Raw genomic sequence first — 20,487 nt, 5'->3', positions numbered from 1 at the left:
ACTAAACGATGGCAACCTGGTCACCCTCTAATTTTTCCTTATTGATTCGTAGCAGGTTCTTTGCTATGGTTATGAAAAGAAACCTCATCAGTATACTTTGATAGGTGAGTATTATATATGATAATATTGATAACAAATGATGATGGTTTTGAGAGTGAAGGAATAAGATTACTTAAAGAAATTGCACACAATTTTGCATCGGAAGTATGGATAGTGGCACCAGATACTGATAGGAGTGGAGCTGCAAGGTCTCTTGACTATCCAGTAAAGCAATTTATTAAAATAAGTCAACATAGTGAAAGGGAGTTTAGTGTGTCTGGTACTCCCGCAGATTGTGTCATTATCGCGTTAAATAAAATTATGAATAAAAAACCAGACTTAATATTATCTGGAGTAAATATTGGATCAAATGTCGGCGATGATATTTGTTATTCAGGCACAATCGGTGCTGCAATGGAAGGTGCTGCAAGATCTATACCTTCTATTGCGCTGAGCCAAGTTTATCATGATAAAATAGACTGGAACAATACAAAGATTTTTGCACCAAAGGTTATTGCCAAGCTAATGAAAGTTGGTTGGCCTAAAGATATAGTGATGAGTATAAATTTTCCTGCTACAGAAAAAGTGAAAGGGGTCGAATTTGCTGAACAAGGTGAATATAACATTGATGGTGATTTAACTTTTACTGAAAACTTAAATGGTTCTTTGAGCTTAAATTGGTCTCGGGAACACTCAGGCAGTGGTAGTGTAGATAAAATAAAAGGAGGTTTTATTACTATTACACCGATAAAATTAGATTTTACAGATTATGATATATTAAATGCTATGAAAAATTCTTGTGCAGAGGAATTTTCTTCTATAGCTAACACTCCTATTGCTTCTGATTAGATATTTTCTACGGTTTTATCGCGAGCAATCATTTTTTCTTCACCCGTGTCCATATTTTTAATTTTTAAAGTTTTACTGCTTAGCTCTTCATCACCAAAGATTAATACAACTTTTGCATTTGCTTGATTTGCTTTTTTCATTCGGGTTTTTAGAGTTCCACTATATTCGTAAATCACATATAAACCATTTCTGCGTAATTCACTTGCAAGTGTTAGAGCATGTTCTTCAGCTTCTCCACCGATTGGAATTATATAAATAGGCCTCTCTTTTTTTTCAGCATAGTTGATTAATTCCATTATACGCTCAATCCCCCCTGCAAATCCTATTGCTGGAGTGTGTTTTCCACCTACTGAAGATACTAGATTATCGTATCTTCCACCGGCAAAAACTGCTCCTTGTGCACCTAAATCTTCTGTGACAAATTCAAATACTGTGTGACAATAATAGTCTAGACCTCGAACTAATTTGCTATTTACAGTGTAAGGTATGCCAAGAGCTTGCAGTCCATTTAACACCTGGTCAAAGAAATATGAAGATTCTTTTGTATAATAATCACTGATTTTTGGTGCGTCAGAGATTATTTCTTTATCTGTCTTATCCTTAGAGTCTAATATTCTGAGTGGGTTTTTAATCAATCTATTTTGACTATCTTCTGATAGGTCATTTTGAAACTTTTTTAAATACGATATCAAAGCTTCTCTATACTGAGTTATTGTTTCACTATCACCCAGAGAGTTGATTTCCAGCTTTACATTTTTATTGATGCCAAATTCAGTTAGTAAGTGCTGAGCGAGTGATATCAATTCAATATCAGCTTTTGGATCTTCTATGCCAAAAACCTCAAAATTTATCTGATGAAATTGCCTTTGTCTTCCCTTTTGCGGTCTTTCATAGCGAAATGCAGGCCCTATTGAAAATAATTTTATCGGCGCTTGTAGTTTTTTTTCAATGAGTAACCTAACAATAGCTGCAGTGAACTCAGGACGCAGAGTTATGCTCTTTCCCCCTTTATCAATAAAAGTATACATCTCTTTAGTGATAATATCTGAGCTATCACCTAAAGTCTTTGTAAAGACTTCTGTGTATTCAAATATCGGAGTTTGAACAGGTAAAAAGCCGTATAAACTTGAGATTCTGCTTGCTGTTTGCTCTATGTGTTTAAACTTGTACCATTCATCAAACAGGAGATCTTTTGTTCCTCTAACTGTTTGATTAGTCATAGCATAGTCTCTATACCTGAAACTTCTGGTATGTGATAGCTTAGCATATTCTGCACTCCTTGTTTTAAGGTAATTGCAGCACTTGGGCACCCAGAGCAAGCTCCTTGCAGTTCAACGTAAACTATTCCGTCTTTATAGCCACGGAACTTGATATCACCACCATCTTGAGCAACTGCAGGTTTAATATAACTTTCCATCAATTCTTTTATTCTATTTACAATTTCTATATCATTTTCATTAAAGAATTCTTCCTCTAGCATTTTATTATCACTTACTCCTTCTTTATCAAATGCTTTTCCACCAGAAGTAAAGTGATCCATAATTGTAGTTAAAATTTCCACCTTTACTATATCCCAATTCATTCTATCTGATTTTGTTACCGAAATAAAATCATGACCAAAAAATACTCTTACAACATGTTCTATTTGAAAAAGATTTACTGCTAGTTTGGAGTTCTTTATTTCATCTGCATTTGAAAAATCAGCTGTTTCTCCTTCGCTCAGAATTTCAAAACCAGGAAGAAATTTCAGCGTGTTTGGGTTTGGTGTTTCTTCAATCTGGATAAACATGTTATTTACCATGACAATTATAATTGTTACTATTTAATCATAAAATGATAAAAAAATATACATGTCATTCATCTTCTTCCTTTTTTTGATATTCACAATAATCACGTTTGTTTTACCTAGCGTTGTTGTATTTTTTCTCTTTTTGGCAAAGAGAAATAACATAAGTTTTATGATGCACTCTATATTAAGTAAGTTTTTGAACGAATTTAACAGCAGTAAAAGTTACACCAAAAATTACACTGGTGATAATATGTCCAAAGATGAAGCATTAAAAATACTGGGGCTGAATTCCGAGGCAAGCCAAAATGAAATCAATAAGGCATACCAAAATTTAATGAAACTGGTCCATCCAGACAAGGGAGGCTCGGAATATTTTGCACAAAAGTTAAACGCAGCACGTGATAGGTTGATGAAGACCTAATTTTAACTATTGTTTTCTCTGTAAATTTTGCTTGTACATATTAAGTTGCATGATATAAAACCGGAAACATTATTCTTTAGGAGGTATTTGATGAAAAAACTTGAGAGATTGAGAAAGAATTTATTTGCGGCTATAGATGAGCTTAATATTAATAAAGTTAAAAGATATGTTAAAAAGGCAAGATATATAAATAAAGAAAAAGAGATTATTAATGGTAAAAAAGATGGTATGGCACCTATACATCTTGCTGTTTATAGAGGTAGCTTAGAGATAGTGCGGTTTTTGCTTAAAAATAATGCTAATATTAATGCTGTTAGTGATGGATGTCTTGTTCCTTACTCGTACGTTACTGCCATGAATAGAAAAGCAGAAATAAAAGAAATGATATATCATTGTACTAGTAGTACCACTTCCCAAGTAATGCAAGGTTTTACAGCTTTACACTTAGCCTTTTTTTATTGTCGATTAGATATCGCGAATCTTCTGCTCAATAATAACACTATTAATATTAAAAATGCAAATGGCAAAACGGCATTTGAGGTTATCCCTGGTTATGAAAGTCTTTGCAGTGATGGCTGTGACATAGAAAAAATATTCTTAGCTGTGTTAAGATTTCATAAAAATAATTGTACAGAACTATTACTTTCTGCTAGAATAAATACTAAATTAGAGTTAGAAGCTGGTGATACTCCAGATGCAGCAAGTAGTATAGCAAACCCTTTCTCAACCTCCACCAGGGCAAATACTAAGATAGGATTGGAAGCTGGTGATACTCCAAATCCTGCACCAAGCAGTGCAGTAAAACCTTTTTCTTTTATTAATAGTATATTTAGTTGGGTAACCACTGCCACACTTAATGGCTTATTCAGCAGTGCTCCTACTTTACTTCCTGCACAGCAATTTGTTGATCACTTAGCTGGTAGCCCAATTGGTTCTTCACAAGTTGATTTTAATGCAACAGCTCTACTAGTTGATGTAGTGGTCAAAAAGTTCACAGGGAAAAAGTATTCAAGACTACTGGACAATCCACCTCTGACAAAACTTGATATTATAGAAAAAAAACTCGAGACGGCAATTAGTAGTTGTGAAAAACTTTATCAATGTCCTGAAAGTTCATTAAGCAATTTAACGATATCTAAAAGTATGCATCAAAAGTCCCTTCAAATCAGTTAAAATAAGCTCTCTAATTCGAGTGCTTATTTACAAAACTTATCCCTTATTTCCTCTTCTAAAGCAGATTGCTTATTATCAAGTAATAAAAATTATGAATTAGGGGCTTAAAATATTTTGCAAAAAAGTTACGTGATAGATTGCTGAAGACCTAATTTTTAACTATTGAAATTTTTCTCTGTAAATTTTGCTTGTATATATCAAATTGTGTGATACAAAATCGGGAACGTTGTCTTTTAGGAGATATTTGATGCAAGGGATGCAAAAACGGATAAAAACTGAGAACTTTGTAAATGAGTTATTTATTGCCATAAAAGAGCATAGTCTTCTAAAAGCTAACATATGTATCAGAAGTGCAGTGTACATGAACCTAAGAAAGCAGATTTTTATTGGTGAAAAATACGGTATGAAACCTATAAGTTTTGCTGTGAAAGAAAATAGCTTAAAGATATTGAGGTTTTTGGTTAATAACGGCGCCAATGTTAATGCTGCTAGTAGTGAAAGCTTGAGAGTTGCATTGCACGTTGCTGCTGAATATGGCAGAGAAGATGCAGGACAGCTTCTACTTAGTCGTTATGCTAAGATCAATTTGCAAGATATAACGGGTAAGGTGCCTTTGCACTTAGCGTCTTTCCATTGCCAAGTGGCAATGGTGGAACTTCTTATCAAGCATGATGCTAATATTTATATAAGAGATGCGGGTGGTAGAATACCACTAGATGTTGTTGGAGATGATCCAAAATCTATATGTACTAGTAATACAAGGCAAAAAATAATATCTACATTAAAATGTGCTGATAAAGAAGTTAATTGTCAGACATTAGCTTCTAGAGCAAATCCTAAGGTAATAGAAGCTAGGAATTACTTTAGCTATCATGATAATAGTACAAATGCGTTAAGCAGCGCAGTAAAACCTTCTTCTTTTATTAATAGTATGTTTAGTTATGTAAGAACTTCAATTACTGCTGTACTCAGTAGCCTATTTCAAAGTACCCCTGCTTTACCTCCTGCACAGCAATCTATTGCACATTCAACTGGAAGCTCAATTGGTTCTTCACAAGTTGATTGTAATGGAATAATTCTGCTAACTGCTGTAGCAATAAGTAAGTTCACAGGGAAAAGATATTCAATGCCACTGGATGATTCACTTTTAACGATAAGACAGGTTAAAGAAAGAAAACTTAATTCTCTAGAAAGAGATGTCAAGATGGCACTTAGCAAGTGTGACAAGCTTCATCAGTATCCTGAAAGCTCACTGAGCAACTTCACAATATCTAAAGGCGTGCATCATCAAAAGCACCTCTAAATCAGTTAAACTAAGCACTCTAATTCGAGTGCTTATTTACAAAACTTATCCCTTATTTCCTTTTCTAAAGCAGATTGCTTCTTATTAAGAGCAAAAAAATTTGAATAATGAAGCTCAGCATATTTTGTACAAAAGTTAACGTGGTAGGTTGCTGAAGACCTAATTTTTAACTATTGAAATTTTTCTCTGTAAATTTTGCTTGCACATATTAAGTTGCATGATATAAACCCGGGAGATTCTCTTTTAGGAGGTATTTGATGGAAAAACAAAAAATAATTGAGATTTTAGGAAGAAAATTAGTTTCTGCTATAAGCAGAGGTGATTTTCAGAAAGTTAAAGAATGTATTAAAGAGATAGAGTATGAACAAATAAAAAATGAAGTTTTGAATTATGAAAGATACTATATGAAACCTATACATCATGCTACTCTCTTGGGTAATTTAAAGATATTAGAGTTTTTATGTAACAGCGGTGCTGATGTTAATACTACTATTAGTAATCGATATTTGAGTACTCCCTTGCACATTGCTGCTAGACATGATAAACTAGAAATAGCAAAGTTTTTACTTGATCGTGATGCTAACATCAATGCTACAAATTATAAAGGCTTTACACCTCTGTACTTAGCATCTGACCACTGTCATTTAAATATGGTAAAACTCCTACTCTGCAAGGGTGCTGATGCTAGTATTCAAAGTCAGTATGGCAAAACAGCATTAGATGTTGTTGGAAATGCTAGAAAAGATGAATGTAGTAGTAGTGAAATTCAAAAAATAGAATCTGTATTGAGCAGTTCTACTGAAGCTGACTGTGAAGCAAAATTAACTTCTATAAAAGCAGGTATTAAAGACGCTAACGACAGCACAGATTTTGTAAGTAGTGCAGCGAGTCTTCAATTATCCCCTACCAAAGCAATTAAGATAGAATTGGAAGTTAGTAATACCAAAAACTTGGCAAGTAGCACAGTGAACTCTTCCTCCACTCCTACCAGAGCAGATTTTAAAGAAGCTAGCAGCATCACAAGCGGTGCAGTAAAACCTTCTTCTTCTATCAATAGTATATTTAGTTGGGTAACCACTGCCACACTCAGCAACTTATTCAGCAGTGCTCCTGCTTTACCTCCTGCACAGCAATCTGTTGACCACTTAGATCGTAGCCCAATTAGTTCTTCACAAGTTGATTGTAATGGAATAATTCTGCTAACTTCTGCAGCAATAAGTAAGTTCACAGGAAAAAAATATTCAAGGACACTGGACAATTCACTTCTCACAATAGAAGAAATTAGAGAAAGAAATCTTAACACTATAGAAAAAAACTTCGAGACAGCACTTAGTAAGTGTAAAAAACTTTATCAATGTCCTGAAGTTCATTAAGCAATTTAACGATATCTAAAGGTATACATCAAAAGTCCCTTTTAATCAGTTAAAATAAGCACTCAAGCTTGAGTGCTTATTTTCGTATAATCCTCTTTAAGTTAAAGCTCTTATATGTTGAGAATAAGCTGCTAAGCAATTTAAGCAAACTAAGGAGGCTTATGGTGTTTTGTGCAAAAACTAAATGTAGCACGTGATCAAATAACAATCTCTTACGTTGTAAATTTTTTTTAATTTTACATATAAATTTCACTAGCATATGCCCAAATTATGTGGTATAAGGGCAAAAATTTTATCCTTTAGGAGGGTTATGGTTACAAAAACAGAAGTTGAAAAATGGAGAGATGGGTTACGTTCTGCAGTAAAGGAACGTGATTTTCAAAAAGCTGAGGAGTATATTAGAGAAGGAAAGACACATACTACTAATGTTATTAACTCTAAAGATAGAAATGGTAACTCACCTTTATCGATTGCTGTTAGTAAACAAGATTTAGAAATGATGAGGTTTTTAATTGAGAATGGTGCAGATGTTAATATTGAGGACTTTTTTCGTGTGCCTCCTATATACTATGCTGTCACAAAGGGCACCAAAAAAATGATAGAGCTTCTAATCGATAAAAAGGCTAGCATTAGTGGTTATTTTTCATATGCTGGTGAAAAACGTACTCTTATAGGCTGGGCTATAGATAAAAATAGTTCGGAAAAAGTAGAGGTCCTACTTAAACATGGTGCTAGTCCAGATGGCAAATTTGATTTTAATGATTCTTCACAAGATTCGTGTCTACATATTGCCATTCAGAAAGATTACCAAAAAATAGTAGAGCTTCTTATTGAATATCATGCTGACGTCAATGTTCAAAACAGACGGGGGCACACACCTATATATTTGGCTATTAGTTTAAAACGTCCAAAAATAATGAAGCTGTTATACGATAGTGGTGCTGATATTGATAATGTTAAGGATATAAGGAACGAGACACCATCAGATTATGTTAAGTTATTTTATCCCGGTAAAACGATAAAAGAGATTGTTGCAGAAGCAGAGAGTGCCAATGTAAACCCAGGTGATACTACTCTTGCACCAAGTAGTGCAGTAAGACCTTCTTCTTTTATTAATAGTGTATTTAGTTGGATGGGAACTTCAACAACTGCTGCACTCAGTAGCTTATTTCAGAGTACCCCTGCTTTACCTCCTGCACAGCAATCTATTGCACATTCAACTGGAAGCTCAATTGGTTCTTCACAAGTTGATTGTAATGGAGCAATTCTGCTAACTGCTATAGCAATCAGTAAATTCACAGGGGAAAGATATTCAATGCCACTGGATAATTCGCTTTTGACATTGGAGCAAATTAAAGAAAGAAAGGTTAGTGCTATAGAAAGAAATGTCAAGATGGCACTTAGTAATTGTGAAAAACTTTATCAATGTCCTCGAAGTTCATTAAGCAATTCAACAATATCTAAAGGTGTATGTCATCAAAAGTCCCTCTAAATCAGTTAAAACAAGCACTCAGACTTGAGTGCTTGTTTTCGTGAAATCTATTATTTAAATTAAACTTTTTATTGTGCGTTGTAAGTAAGTTGTTACAATAAGTAATGAGTTAAGATGAAAAAAACTTTACGTTATGGAAGATGATAGCAAAAAAGAAATAATAGAAGAAAAAGGTATATTAGGTTGGATAGAATATAGACTGCCTATATTTTCTTTTCTAAAACATATTGCTTCTTATCAAGTACCAAAAAATTTAAATTATGCTTGGAATTTTGGTTCTTTGGCTGGTATAGCGCTGATTTTACAAATAATAACAGGTATATTTCTTGCTATGCACTATACTCCGCATGTTGATTACGCGTTTAATAGCGTGGAGCGTATAATGCGTGACGTAAGTTACGGATGGCTAATACGCTATACTCATGCTGTTGGGGCGTCACTCTTCTTTATGGTGGTCTATGTTCATATCATGCGTGGATTATATTACGGATCTTATAAGAGACCGCGAGAAATGGTATGGTTTATTGGCATATTTATATTTTTTGCAATGATGGCAACTGCCTTTATGGGATATGTTCTTCCATGGGGACAAATGAGTTTTTGGGGTGCAACAGTTATAACTACTTTATTCTCGGCTATACCTTTAATTGGTGATAAAATAGTTATATGGCTATGGGGAAGTTTCTCTGTTGATAATCCAACGCTCAATCGTTTTTTTGCGCTGCATTATCTTATGCCTTTCATTATTATCGCTTTAGCTATGTTGCATGTTGTTGCTCTGCATAGGTTTGGCTCTAATAATCCAAGTGGAATAGAAGTCAGGTCAGATAAGGATACCATTCCTTTTTACCCTTACTATATAGCAAAGGACTGCATAACTTTTGGTTTATTTTTTATAATTTTATTTGCATTTGTTTTTTATGCCCCTAATTATCTTGGGCATCCTGATAATTATATAGAGGCTGATCCTATGGTAACTCCAGTACATATAGTGCCAGAGTGGTATTTCTTACCTTTTTATGCGATGCTGCGTTCAATTCCAAATAAACTTATTGGTGTACTTACCATGTTTGGATCTATTTTAGTGTGGTTTCTTTTGCCTTGGCTTGATAAATCAAAGGTTAAAAGTGGTGCTTATCGCCCATTATTTAAGAAATTTTTTTGGGTTTTTGCAATAAATTTTGCATTTCTTGCCTGGCTTGGGGGACAAGAAATTAAGGAGCCTTACATTACTTTAAGTAGGCTCTCAACTCTTTATTATTTTTCATATTTTGTGATAGTTTTACCTTTACTTAGTAAGTATGAGAAACCAAAAAAATTACCAAAAACAATAAGCGATTCCGTTCCGGAGATGAAGTGATGCTGTTGATTAAAGTTGCTGTATTTTGTATATTACTTCTCACTAATTCTTTGTCTGCAGAGGAGTTTAAACCTTTACCAAATAAGAAAATCGACTGGAGTTTTGATGGAATTACTGGATCTTTCGATAGAGAGTCAATTCAGCGTGGCTATAAAGTATACAAGGAAGTCTGTGCTGCTTGCCATTCAATGAATAGAATAGCGTTTCGTAATTTGCAAGATGTTGGTTTTTCTGAAGAGGATGTAAAACAAATTGCAGCCTCTTACCAAGTTAAAGATGGTCCGAATGATTTGGGTGAAATGTTTGATAGGCCGGGAGTGTCTTCGGATTATTTTATTGCACCTTTTGATACAAAAGAAGCAGCTGCAGCAAGCAACAATGGAGCAATTCCACCGGACTTATCATTAATTGTCAAAGCAAGACATGATGGTGCAAATTATGTCTATTCACTACTAATTGGTTATCAAAACGGTGAACATGATGAGAACGGTTTATATTTTAATCCATATTTTTCAACAGGCAGGTTAGCTATGGCCCCACCACTCTCTGAAGGAATGGTAGAATATGATGGTACAAGGCAAGCCACAGTTGAAAATATGGCATATGATGTGGTAAATTTCTTACAATGGGCAGCAGAGCCAGAACTGGAGCGCCGACATAAACTTGGGCTAAAAATAGTGACATATTTTATAATTTTGACGGTGTTTTTTGTATTAACCAACAACAGGATTTGGAGCAGGCTCTATAAAAAGAAAAAATAGAGTTTTTTATGTTCATTCTTTCATACCTTATTTACACTAGCAAATGTATTGTATAGTAATAAATACATTATGAAAATATAAAGGTATGGAATTTCAAATAGTTACACATTTTCAGCCAGCTGGAGATCAACCACAGGCAATAGACAACTTAGTTGCAGGGTTAAATAGTAATAAAAGAGATCAGGTTTTGCTTGGAGTTACTGGTTCTGGAAAAACCTTCACTATGGCAAATGTTATTGCAAGAACAAACAGGCCTGCATTAATTATGGCACATAATAAAACTTTAGCGGCGCAGCTTTACGAGGAGATGAGAGGATTTTTCCCTCACAATGCTGTTGGATACTTCATTTCTTATTATGATTATTATCAGCCTGAGGCTTATTCGCCACAAACAGACACTTATATTGAAAAAGACTCTTTAATAAATGAAAGAATTGATATGCTACGCTATTCTGCTATATGCTCTCTTTTGGAGCGTAGGGACACGATTGTAGTTGCGAGTGTTTCTTGTATATATGGTCTTGGTTCGCCTGAGAGCTATCTCAGCATGACCTTGACTTTAAGTGCTGGAGATAAGATTCATGTTAATGACTTTCTGAATAATTTAGTTAATCTCCAATATAAACGTTCTGATGTCAGATTTGAGCGAGGATATTTCAGAGTGCGCGGCGATATTATTGATATATTTCCTGCCTATTATGAAAATAAAGCTTGGCGTTTATCATTGTTTGGTGATGAAATAGAGGAAATTTCTGAGATTGATGCCATGAACAGCAATATTATCAGATGCATAGATACAGTCACCATTTTTCCAAATAGCTATTACACTACATCACGTGAGACTCTTTTGCAAGCAGTTCAATTGATTAAAAAAGAACTACATGAACGCCTGGATTATTACTATTCACAGAACAAAATTGTTGAAGCAAAACGCCTTGAGCAGCGTACTAATTTTGATATTGAAATGATGATGGCAACGGGAGTGTGTAAAGGTATTGAAAATTATTCGCGTTATCTTTACGGAATGAAAGCCGGAGATCCACCGCCTACATTGTTTGAGTATTTACCTAAAGATGTAATTTTATTTGTTGATGAAAGCCATGTAACCGTTCCCCAGATAGGTGCAATGTATAGCGGTAATGAAGCACGTAAAAAGAAATTGATAGATTATGGTTTTAGGCTACCTTCTGCTTTTGATAACCGTCCATTAAAATTGGAAGAGTGGGAGGCAATACGGCCACAGACTATTTACGTTTCGGCTACTCCAGGAAAATATGAATTAGAAAAGACTAATCACGCATTTATAGAGCAAGTTATCCGCCCAACAGGACTGACAGATCCCATCTGCACCATAAAACCAACAGAGAGTCAGGTTGATGATGTGATTCACGAGGCGCAAGTAACAATAAAAAAAGGATTTTGTATTCTAATTACCACATTGACAAAAAAAATGGCTGAAAAGCTAGCTGAGCATATGAGTGAGCTCAGTATGAAAGTAACTTACCTACATTCAGATATTGGTGCACTGGAAAGAATTGAAATTATATGCAAATTAAGATCTAAAGAAATAGATGTTCTTGTTGGCGTTAACTTGTTGCGGGAAGGTCTTGATATTCCCGAGTGTGGATTGGTTGCAATTTTAGATGCTGACAAAGAAGGGTTTTTACGATCAGAGACTTCGCTCATTCAAACGATAGGTCGTGCTGCACGAAATGTTGAAGGCAGAGTAATTTTATATGCAGACAAAATTACTAATTCTATGGATCGTGCACTGAAAGAAACTGAAAGGAGAAGAAAGAAACAGACAGAGCATAATACACTGCATAATATTGTACCAAAAACTATAATAAAGCCTATATCAAATACTTTACAGGAAAAAGTGGTGATTGAGAATTTTAGCAAGGATGATCTAAATAGTTTGAAAAAGCAAATGTTGAAGCATGCTGAAAATTTAGAGTTTGAAGAGGCAGCAAAAATAAAAAGTATTATTGAAAGGTTTAATAATAGATCCACTGCATAATTAGAAAAAAGATGAATAATTAATAGCTAAACTGACTTTGATTTATCAACAATTTGAAAAAACATCATCTAAGTGGCAGAAAAATGAGCCAGTTCATGATAATTTCAAATTTTCACCTTTTATCTTATAGGTAATGATTGTTGAACTTATTTCTTTCTTGAGATTATGTACAGACTCTAACAAATTAAATCTCACAACAAATTTGTTGTTTCATAGCTTTTATATCATACTATAATTGCAACTGTTTTAACAATAATCAGAGCCTAAAAGAGGTTTATTATCAATGGACTATTTATAAAAAATCTTATGGAAAATAAAGCTTGGTTCATTTGGCTAATCAGTAACTTGATTGTTGTATTCAGCAATATGCAGATAATCTACACCTTTATAAGCGTGAATCTTGAAAAAGAACTTGGGCTCACGATTGCGCAAGTTGCACTAGCTAATTCAGCATATACTTGGACTTTTGCTATCTCACAATTTTTTAGTGGGGCAATGTTTAATGTTTTTTCCAGCAAAAAAATTTATTTTTTCTCATTGTCAATCATGCTCTTTGGTTTTTTTGTCCTTATCAAGAGTGACAATTTTGCCCATTTAATTTTATCTCAATTTTTGATCGCAATTGGAGCATCGTTTGGTTTTGTTGGCGCTGCTCATGTAAGTAGCACATATTTTCCCCTTACTCAATTTGGACTGATGTTCTCACTAGTGCAGACAATTTCAAGTCTTTCTGCTTTGATGATTCAAATGTGCTTCTCTAGCTTGCTTGCCGAAGGTGCAGATTGGAAAAATCTTATTGTATGCGTAATATTATTTGGCGTATCGATATTCGTACTTATGTTTTTTTATCCGAAAGGACTTTCAAAAAAAAATTTGGGGGAATACACAATAAAGAGCTCTATAAAAACAGTAATATGTTCTGTACTAACAGTGCTAAAATTAAGAGATATCTGGATAACCTCAATAGTGGGTGCTATTACTTTTGGAACATTTTTAGCGCTTAATATGCTGTGGGCACCAAGGTTACTAAGCAACTTAGAACTCAATACAATGGAGTTAGGTGTGGCAACTGCAATATTGTGGCTTGGTCTTGCAGTTGGTGCTCCAATTGCAGATCTAATCTCAAATCTATTTAAAAATAGAAGGCACGTAATCTCTGCTTTTGCCACATTGCAAAGTATTTCAGCTATTATTTTACTATGCGGTAATTTAACAGTTCATATTATATACTTTTGTATGTTAATGTTTGGTTTTTTTGCAGGAGGACATATGCTTAATTTTACTGTTGGTAGTGAGATTGTTGAGCAGAAGTATATTAGCACATCATCATCCATTATCAATGGATTTATGTTTGTTATGAGTGGAATTTTAGTGTCAATTTTAGCACTTTTTTCAGATCATCAAATGGCGCTTTTCACAATATTTGCAATGTTAACATTTGCTAGTATTTTTAATTATGCTACAAAAGAAACATACTATAAAAATAAAGTAGCTGAATCTTGAGTCGATTGTTATATTATATTAACATACTGTAATAAATTATGACAACAAAAGACACAACAGTAACTAAGGCAACAATAGCTGAATGTATAAACCAGGAAATTGGATTATCGAAAGAAGACTCTATTGCAATAATAGATGACATATTGGATGAGATAAAAACGAGCTTAGCAAAGGATGGAATAGTAAAAATATCTTCATTTGGAACATTTTTGGTTAAAAACAAGAAAGAAAGACCAGGAAATATACCAAAGACATCGGAAAGGGTAGTAATTAAAGCGAGAAAATCAATTTCTTTTAGACCTTCAAAAATGATGAAGAAATTAATAAACAACCGATGAATAAGGAAAAATTATTTTACACAATTGGAGAAGTAGCTGAAGAACTACATTTGGAGCAGCATGTTTTAAGATTCTGGGAAAGTCAATTCCATCAAATTAAACCCATAAAACGGAAGGGAAGAAGACTATATGATCATAAGTGTATAGAGGCAATAAAGAAAATAAAATATATGCTATATGACAAAGGATATACAATAAAAGGAGTACAAAAGGAATTTGGTAACGATGTAAGAATTGATCATTATTCAAGAAATTTGTTGAAAGAACTTACCGATTTAAGAGACTATTTGACTGATAAAATAAATGAAGAAAGTAATAAATAGACGAAAAACACTATAAAGTTTTGTGAAAGTTGATATATCTAGAGATAAGTGTATGTGTCGTATAGCCTTGTTCTTTATATTATCAGCAATACTGATAAGCTGTGGCCTGCAAAAACCTGCACCTGTACTACTTAAAGGCGAAGAATTTTATGGGAAAAGAGACCTAGAGTACACAAGGGAGTATCATTTGATTAAAGAAAATGTTGATTCTTCGCTGCGAAAAGAAAGTAGAAAAGCCTTTGTAGATAAGGTATATAACAATAATGCACAAAGCATGTGTAAATTTGTAATACCGGTTAAAGGTGCAGTTACCTCTTCTGATAAAATATGTCAAGATGGCATAAAAATTACTGCTCAAAGTGGAACAAAGGTTATTGCTTCTGCACCTGGCAAAGTAATATACGTAGGCAAAGGCCTGAGGTGGTACGGAAATTTAATTATAGTGGAACATAAAGATAATTACATGACTATGTACTCCTATTTAAAAAACATACAAGTTGAAATTGGTGATAAAGTAAAACAAGGTCAAGTAATTGGATCTGCAGGTAAATCAAGCACACAAGATAAAGATCCGCAGATGTGTTTCACAATAAGACATAATGGTCAAGCAGTCGATCCTTTAGTACATATAAACTGTGATTGAATTTATGAAATATGATTTTAAAAACGTTGAAAAATTCTACCAAAATAAGTGGGATTTTTCTGTAAGCAAAGATAGTAAAAAGAAGAAATGTTACGTGTTGGAAATGTTTCCATATCCATCTGGTAAGATTCATATGGGGCACCTGCGTAACTATGCAATAGGAGATGTTATAGCACGTTACAAGAGAGCTCGTGGATTTGAGGTTTTGCACCCAATTGGCTGGGATGCGTTTGGATTACCAGCTGAAAATGCAGCAAGGGACAATAACATTAACCCTGCAGCATGGACACAAGATAATATAGATAATATGCGCACGCAGCTAAAATCTATAGGTCTTTCATACAATTGGGATCGTGAGCTCTCCACATGTGAGCCTGATTATTACAAACACGAACAGAAATTTTTTCTGGATTTTTTAAAGCATGGTCTTGCCTATCGAAAAGAGTCGTGGGTTAATTGGGATCCAGTGGACCAAACAGTGCTTGCAAATGAGCAAGTGGTTGATGGAAAAGGATGGCGATCAGGTACAGTTATTGAAAAACGTAAGTTATTCCAATGGTTTTTAAAGATTACTGATTTTGCTGAAGATTTGCTTCATTGTCTGCAAAGTTTAAAAAATTGGCCAGAAAAAGTCAAAACTATGCAAGAACGATGGATAGGAAAATCTGAAGGTGTAACTATAGATTTTGAAATAGTTGGCCTGAATAAGAAATTAAAGGTTTTTACAACTTCTCCTTATACTTTATTTGGAGCTTCTTTTCTTGCAGTAGCAGCAGAGCACCCTATTGTACAAGACCTTAAGGACGAAGACATACAAGGCTTTATCGACAGTGTGAAGGCAAAGGGGGAGAATGATGAAAAAATTGGAATTTACACTGGACTGAACGTCAGGCACCCATTTCTTGACAAGGAATTACCAATTTATATAGCGAATTTTGTGTTGACGGAGTATGGAGAAGGTGCGATTTTTGGTTGCCCTGCACATGATCAGCGTGATTTTGAATTTGCACAGAAGTATGGTTTACCGATTATTCCTGTAGTTTGTGAAGAGAGCACACAGACCACAAAGGTCTTAAAAGAACCGTACGTCGGTGATGGAGTGGTATTCAATTCTGAATTCTTAAACAGACTAACGGTTAGCGAGGCAAAAAAAGTAATCCTAAAAAAACTTGAGGAAAAAGGAATAGGTAAGAAAACAATAAACTATCGTCTACACGATTGGGGAATTTCAAGGCAACGTTATTGGGGATGTCCTATACCTGTTATATATTGTAAAGATTGTGGAATTGTTCCAGTTCCAGAAAAAGACCTCCCTGTTGTTCTACCAACGGATGTAGAATTTACAAGTGGTGGTAATCCCCTGGACAAGCACCCAACCTGGAAATTTGTTGATTGTCCAAAGTGCGGAAAGCAAGCAGAACGTGAAACTGATACATTTGACACTTTTTTTGAATCTTCTTGGTATTTTGCTGCATTTTGCAGTGAAAATAAATCGATTAATAAAGATACTTGTAATCGTTTTATGCCTGTTGATTATTACATAGGTGGAATAGAACATGCAATTTTACATTTGCTTTACTCAAGGTTTTTCTGCCGTGCTTTAACTAAATGTGGCTATTTTGACGTTAAAGAGCCTTTCTCTACTTTAATCACTCAAGGAATGGTCTGCCATATAACTTATAAAGATGAGAATGGCAAATGGCTCTTTCCCGAAGAAGCAAAAGAGTTGATTGCGAAGGGTGCTAAGATCCAAGTTGGAAAAGTCGAAAAGATGAGTAAGTCAAAGAAGAATACAGTTGACCCAAACTTTATCATAGAAAAATACGGTGCTGATACTGCTCGTTTGTTTGTATTATCCGATACCCCCCCAGAAAAAGATATGGAATGGTCTGATGATGGCGTGGAAGGTTGTTTTCGCTACATAAATAAATTGTGGCGTATGGTAGTGCAACTTAGGCCCGTAAACATACACTATGATAATGAAAACATTGTAGGTAAACTCCTAGAGTACAGAAAAAAAATCCATAAACTATTGCAAGGGCTTACAGATGACTTGAAAAACTGCAGATTAAACTGTGTGGTAGCAAAGTTTCGTGAAATGACAAATTTAATAGCTGAAATAGACGTAAAAACTGGAAAATCTCTTATTGATGAAGGTATATGCATACTAATCAGAGTAATTGAGCCATTCATGCCACACCTGGCTGAAAATTTATGGCAAAAAATAGGAGGCGAAGGCATGCTATATATGCAACCTTGGCCAAAAGCTGATGAATCACTACTAATTGATAATATGGTAACTGTGGCAGTACAGATTAATGGAAAGTTGCGTGCGACTATCAAAGTAGAAACTGATTTACCTCAAGAAGAATTGAAGAAAATAGCAACAGGTTCTGTATCCAATAGAATCGATCAAAGCAAAATTCGCACTATATATGCTGTACCAAATAAGGTAGTAAACATAGTTATATAAAAATTTTGAGTAGCATGTCCCTAATTTCGTAGGTATACTTTTTTTGATATGAGGTTATATCTTTTTTAATATAAAGGATATATACTTGTGCATTATATATTTTTTTGTATGGGTAGTTATATGAAAATAAAAGGATTGTGTGTTTTAGCTGTTTTGCTCACTTCATCTCTAGCAGGTGCAGGAGATCCTATAGGTGAGTTGAAAGATAAATATTATGCAGGTTTAAACTTTGGTGCTGGTTGGGGTGGTGGCTTTAAAATGAAACCTGGCGTTGTTCTTGGTTACCATCATGACGAAAACTCTGAATTTGAACTTGAGGTTCTCAGTAATGTTAAGTCATTAAAGAGCATAGGAGCTAGTTTATTGGTAAATTACCGCTTCTATCCTGACCTTAATATTGATCCCGTTAGGCTATATGCCAGTGTAGGTTTAGGTGGGTATCTCCAAGTAGTACCTTTCGGCTTTGGTATTAGTGATACAGCTGATGACAATGGAGATGGAGATGGAGATGGAGATGGAGATGGAGATGGAGATGGAGATGAAGCTGGAGATGGAGATCAAGCACCAAAAAAAGTTCCACAATTTGCTGATGAACCTAACAAAGATGATGGAGCTGATAAAGCTGCTGATTCATCTTTAGTAGATAAAATACTGAGTTCTATTTCCTATAAAGTAAAGTTAGGTGTTGATTATGAAATTACTCCGCAGATAATTGGTACAGCTGGTATGACCATGGGTGGGCAACTAAGTAGTTTTAAACCACCATTACAAATACCGGACGCGATGCTAGAAGTAGGCATACGTTATAATTTTTAATGCTCTAAATTGCATATTTTCTGTAGTGGATAAGGTGATCCTGCAAACTGATTTGCTGTTTGGACAAAATTAGATGTTATTATCTAGAGACGGATATCTATTCTTCTCATGCCCTCAACTAATGAAATCAGAAGGATCAACTTCCCGGTGTAAGCAAACAGCAACTACAGTGTTTATCATAAGAAATGCTATTGTCATCGGGCCAACTCCACCAGGCACTGGAGTAATAGCTTTGACTTTTTCTTTTACTCCCTCAAAGTCAACATCACCCACAAGCTTACTTTGATTTCCTATGTTAATGCTATTTATGCCAACATCAATCACTATTGCACCTTTTTTTATCCAATCTGGTTGAACAAAATTTGGCTTTCCAACTGCTGCAACTACTATATCCGCCTTAGAGCAATAATCAGCTAAATCCCTACTTTGTGAATGCAAGATGGTAACAGTGCAATTTTCTTGCAACAATAGGTGAAACATTGGCTTACCCACAATATTTGATCTGCCAATGATTACCGCATTTTTACCGGACAGATTATTTTCAACTGACTTAATTAAATGCAAAGAACCTTTGGGAGTACAAGGTATCAGACAATTTTTTTCACCTTTAACTAACCTGCCAACATTCTCATCATGAAAGCCATCTACATCTTTTTCAACACTTACTGTATTAATTATTCTGCTTGCACTGATGTGCTTTGGTAAAGGTAACTGAACTAAAATTCCATGCACAGATGAATCTTCATTTAATGTATTAACTTTTTCAATCAATTCATCTTCTGAGATACTATCAGGCAAAACAATAGTTTCAGAACTTATGCCTATTGATTCTGCTTTTCTTTGTTTATTACGAACGTAGACCTGACTTGCTGGATTGCTACCCACGAGAATTACTTTAAGACAAGGAAAAACATTATACTCTTTCTTTAAAATATCAATTTTTTTTGATAGCTCCTCACAGAGATCATTTGCTGTTTTTTTACCGTTAATAATAATTGACATTTCCTTGCCACTCCTCGAAGTCAGGTAATGCGATATCAAATAAATTCAATACTTTACCAACAGAATGATTTACAATATCATCCAAAGATTTTGGTTTAATATAAAAAGCAGGCATCGGCGGAGCAATAATTGCTCCCATCTCCGTTAGTTTTAAGATATTTCGTAGATGTCCAAGATGTAGTGGAGATTCTCGCACCATAAGAACTAATTTTCTTCTTTCTTTTAGAGTTACATCTGCAGCCCTTGTTAATAGATTGGAAGTCACCCCCGATGCTATTTCAGACATTGTTTTCATAGAACATGGAGCAATAACCATACCTGAGGTTTTAAATGAGCCGCTTGCTATTTTTTCTCCTATTTTTTCTTCAGAATAGTAAAAATCTGCAAGCGACATAATATCTTCAAGTTTTTCTTTAATCTCATGAGCTATAGTTATTTTTCCAGCACTGCTGATCACTAAATGAGTTTCATGATTGGTATTTTTTAGTGCCTCTAGAATCCGTACACCGTAAATAGAACCAGATGCTCCACTTATTCCAATTACAATCCTACTATTCACCTTCGTAATTCATTCCCAATGCACGTTTATAGGTATCAAGTAATATTTCCTGTTCCTCCCTGTCATCATCATCCATCTTTCTTAACCTAATAATCTGTTTCATCACTTTTATATCCCAACCTTCATCTGCAGCTTTTGCATATACATCACGAATGTGATCTTGCACATCCCTCTTTTCTTGTTCAAGTTTTTCTATTCTCTCTATATAGTTCTTCAAATCTTCAGCCGTTATTTTTAATGTATCTTCCAT

General features: G+C 34.5%; 20 protein-coding genes. 15 read left to right on the top strand and 5 right to left on the bottom strand.

Features of this window, described 5'->3' with window-relative positions; translation table 11 throughout:
• Positions 1–117: 117 nt before the first annotated feature.
• Entirely contained in the window at positions 118–888 is a 771-nt protein-coding gene (gene surE, locus OPR29_RS00615; protein WP_213863802.1) for a 5'/3'-nucleotidase SurE, read from the top strand.
• Here the strand turns inward: surE and hisS are convergent.
• Together hisS and OPR29_RS00605 are read right to left on the bottom strand one after the other, a co-directional pair.
• Positions 885–2,108, bottom strand: coding sequence for a histidine--tRNA ligase (gene hisS / locus OPR29_RS00610; protein ID WP_007302144.1), 1,224 nt, complete (start codon positions 2,106–2,108; stop codon positions 885–887). The genes surE and hisS overlap by 4 nt on opposite strands.
• Entirely contained in the window at positions 2,105–2,677 is a 573-nt protein-coding gene (locus OPR29_RS00605) for a NifU family protein (protein WP_006015115.1), read from the bottom strand. Before OPR29_RS00605 ends, hisS begins: the two co-directional genes overlap by 4 nt.
• A gap of 169 nt (positions 2,678–2,846) precedes the next feature.
• Between OPR29_RS00605 and OPR29_RS00600 the strand changes: the two genes are divergently transcribed.
• The 14 genes from OPR29_RS00600 (at position 2,847) to OPR29_RS00535 (ending at position 18,676) form a co-directional block, all read left to right on the top strand.
• Entirely contained in the window at positions 2,847–3,098 is a 252-nt protein-coding gene (locus tag OPR29_RS00600; protein WP_230440382.1) for a J domain-containing protein, read from the top strand.
• Between the two features lie 90 nt (positions 3,099–3,188).
• Complete coding sequence (locus OPR29_RS00595; protein WP_007302146.1) at positions 3,189–4,271, top strand: ankyrin repeat domain-containing protein; 1,083 nt, start codon at positions 3,189–3,191, stop codon at positions 4,269–4,271.
• Positions 4,272–4,518: 247 nt separating this feature from the next.
• Positions 4,519–5,574 (top strand): ankyrin repeat domain-containing protein, encoded by a 1,056-nt coding sequence (locus tag OPR29_RS00590; RefSeq protein WP_052264827.1) that lies wholly within the window; start codon positions 4,519–4,521, stop codon positions 5,572–5,574.
• A 257-nt stretch (positions 5,575–5,831) separates the two neighbouring features.
• Positions 5,832–6,947 (top strand): ankyrin repeat domain-containing protein, encoded by a 1,116-nt coding sequence (locus OPR29_RS00585; protein WP_213863804.1) that lies wholly within the window; start codon positions 5,832–5,834, stop codon positions 6,945–6,947.
• 310 nt (positions 6,948–7,257) lie between these two features.
• Positions 7,258–8,439, top strand: coding sequence for an ankyrin repeat domain-containing protein (locus tag OPR29_RS00580; RefSeq protein WP_265025269.1), 1,182 nt, complete (start codon positions 7,258–7,260; stop codon positions 8,437–8,439).
• 133 nt (positions 8,440–8,572) lie between these two features.
• On the top strand, positions 8,573–9,799 hold the full coding sequence (locus OPR29_RS00575; protein ID WP_007302150.1) for a cytochrome b: 1,227 nt from the start codon (positions 8,573–8,575) through the stop codon (positions 9,797–9,799).
• The gene (locus OPR29_RS00570) at positions 9,799–10,560 is read left to right on the top strand and encodes a cytochrome c1 (protein WP_007302151.1); all 762 of its coding nucleotides are present in this window, start codon (positions 9,799–9,801) and stop codon (positions 10,558–10,560) included. Before OPR29_RS00575 ends, OPR29_RS00570 begins: the two co-directional genes overlap by 1 nt.
• An 85-nt stretch (positions 10,561–10,645) precedes the next feature.
• A complete protein-coding gene (gene uvrB / locus OPR29_RS00565; RefSeq protein WP_007302152.1) occupies positions 10,646–12,580 on the top strand; it encodes an excinuclease ABC subunit UvrB in 1,935 nt (644 codons plus the stop codon).
• 306 nt (positions 12,581–12,886) lie between these two features.
• Complete coding sequence (locus OPR29_RS00560) at positions 12,887–14,083, top strand: MFS transporter (RefSeq protein ID WP_254229426.1); 1,197 nt, start codon at positions 12,887–12,889, stop codon at positions 14,081–14,083.
• Positions 14,084–14,121: 38 nt separating this feature from the next.
• Complete coding sequence (locus OPR29_RS00555; protein WP_007302154.1) at positions 14,122–14,421, top strand: integration host factor subunit alpha; 300 nt, start codon at positions 14,122–14,124, stop codon at positions 14,419–14,421.
• Positions 14,418–14,744, top strand: coding sequence for a MerR family transcriptional regulator (locus OPR29_RS00550; RefSeq protein WP_012481900.1), 327 nt, complete (start codon positions 14,418–14,420; stop codon positions 14,742–14,744). Before OPR29_RS00555 ends, OPR29_RS00550 begins: the two co-directional genes overlap by 4 nt.
• A 52-nt stretch (positions 14,745–14,796) precedes the next feature.
• Complete coding sequence (locus OPR29_RS00545; RefSeq protein ID WP_007302156.1) at positions 14,797–15,387, top strand: murein hydrolase activator EnvC family protein; 591 nt, start codon at positions 14,797–14,799, stop codon at positions 15,385–15,387.
• A 4-nt stretch (positions 15,388–15,391) separates the two neighbouring features.
• Positions 15,392–17,860 (top strand): leucine--tRNA ligase, encoded by a 2,469-nt coding sequence (leuS, locus tag OPR29_RS00540; protein ID WP_213863806.1) that lies wholly within the window; start codon positions 15,392–15,394, stop codon positions 17,858–17,860.
• A gap of 120 nt (positions 17,861–17,980) precedes the next feature.
• Positions 17,981–18,676: a hypothetical protein gene (locus tag OPR29_RS00535; protein WP_265025443.1), complete on the top strand. Its 696-nt coding sequence runs from the start codon at positions 17,981–17,983 to the stop codon at positions 18,674–18,676.
• A gap of 114 nt (positions 18,677–18,790) precedes the next feature.
• Here OPR29_RS00535 and folD read toward each other — a convergent pair whose 3' ends face one another.
• From folD to OPR29_RS00520, 3 genes are read right to left on the bottom strand one after another with little or no spacing between them, the layout of a single operon-like run.
• Positions 18,791–19,678, bottom strand: coding sequence for a bifunctional methylenetetrahydrofolate dehydrogenase/methenyltetrahydrofolate cyclohydrolase FolD (gene folD, locus OPR29_RS00530; protein WP_213863808.1), 888 nt, complete (start codon positions 19,676–19,678; stop codon positions 18,791–18,793).
• Positions 19,662–20,237 (bottom strand): UbiX family flavin prenyltransferase, encoded by a 576-nt coding sequence (locus OPR29_RS00525; RefSeq protein ID WP_007302161.1) that lies wholly within the window; start codon positions 20,235–20,237, stop codon positions 19,662–19,664. Before OPR29_RS00525 ends, folD begins: the two co-directional genes overlap by 17 nt.
• A complete protein-coding gene (locus tag OPR29_RS00520) occupies positions 20,230–20,487 on the bottom strand; it encodes a DUF2312 domain-containing protein (protein WP_007302162.1) in 258 nt (85 codons plus the stop codon). The genes OPR29_RS00525 and OPR29_RS00520 overlap by 8 nt, the downstream gene beginning before the upstream one ends.

It is taken from the genome of Wolbachia endosymbiont (group B) of Pammene fasciana (assembly GCF_947251495.1).
Classification (GTDB): domain Bacteria; phylum Pseudomonadota; class Alphaproteobacteria; order Rickettsiales; family Anaplasmataceae; genus Wolbachia.
Note: the sequence above shows the minus strand (reverse complement) of the source record. Positions and strands in the feature narration are given on the sequence as shown.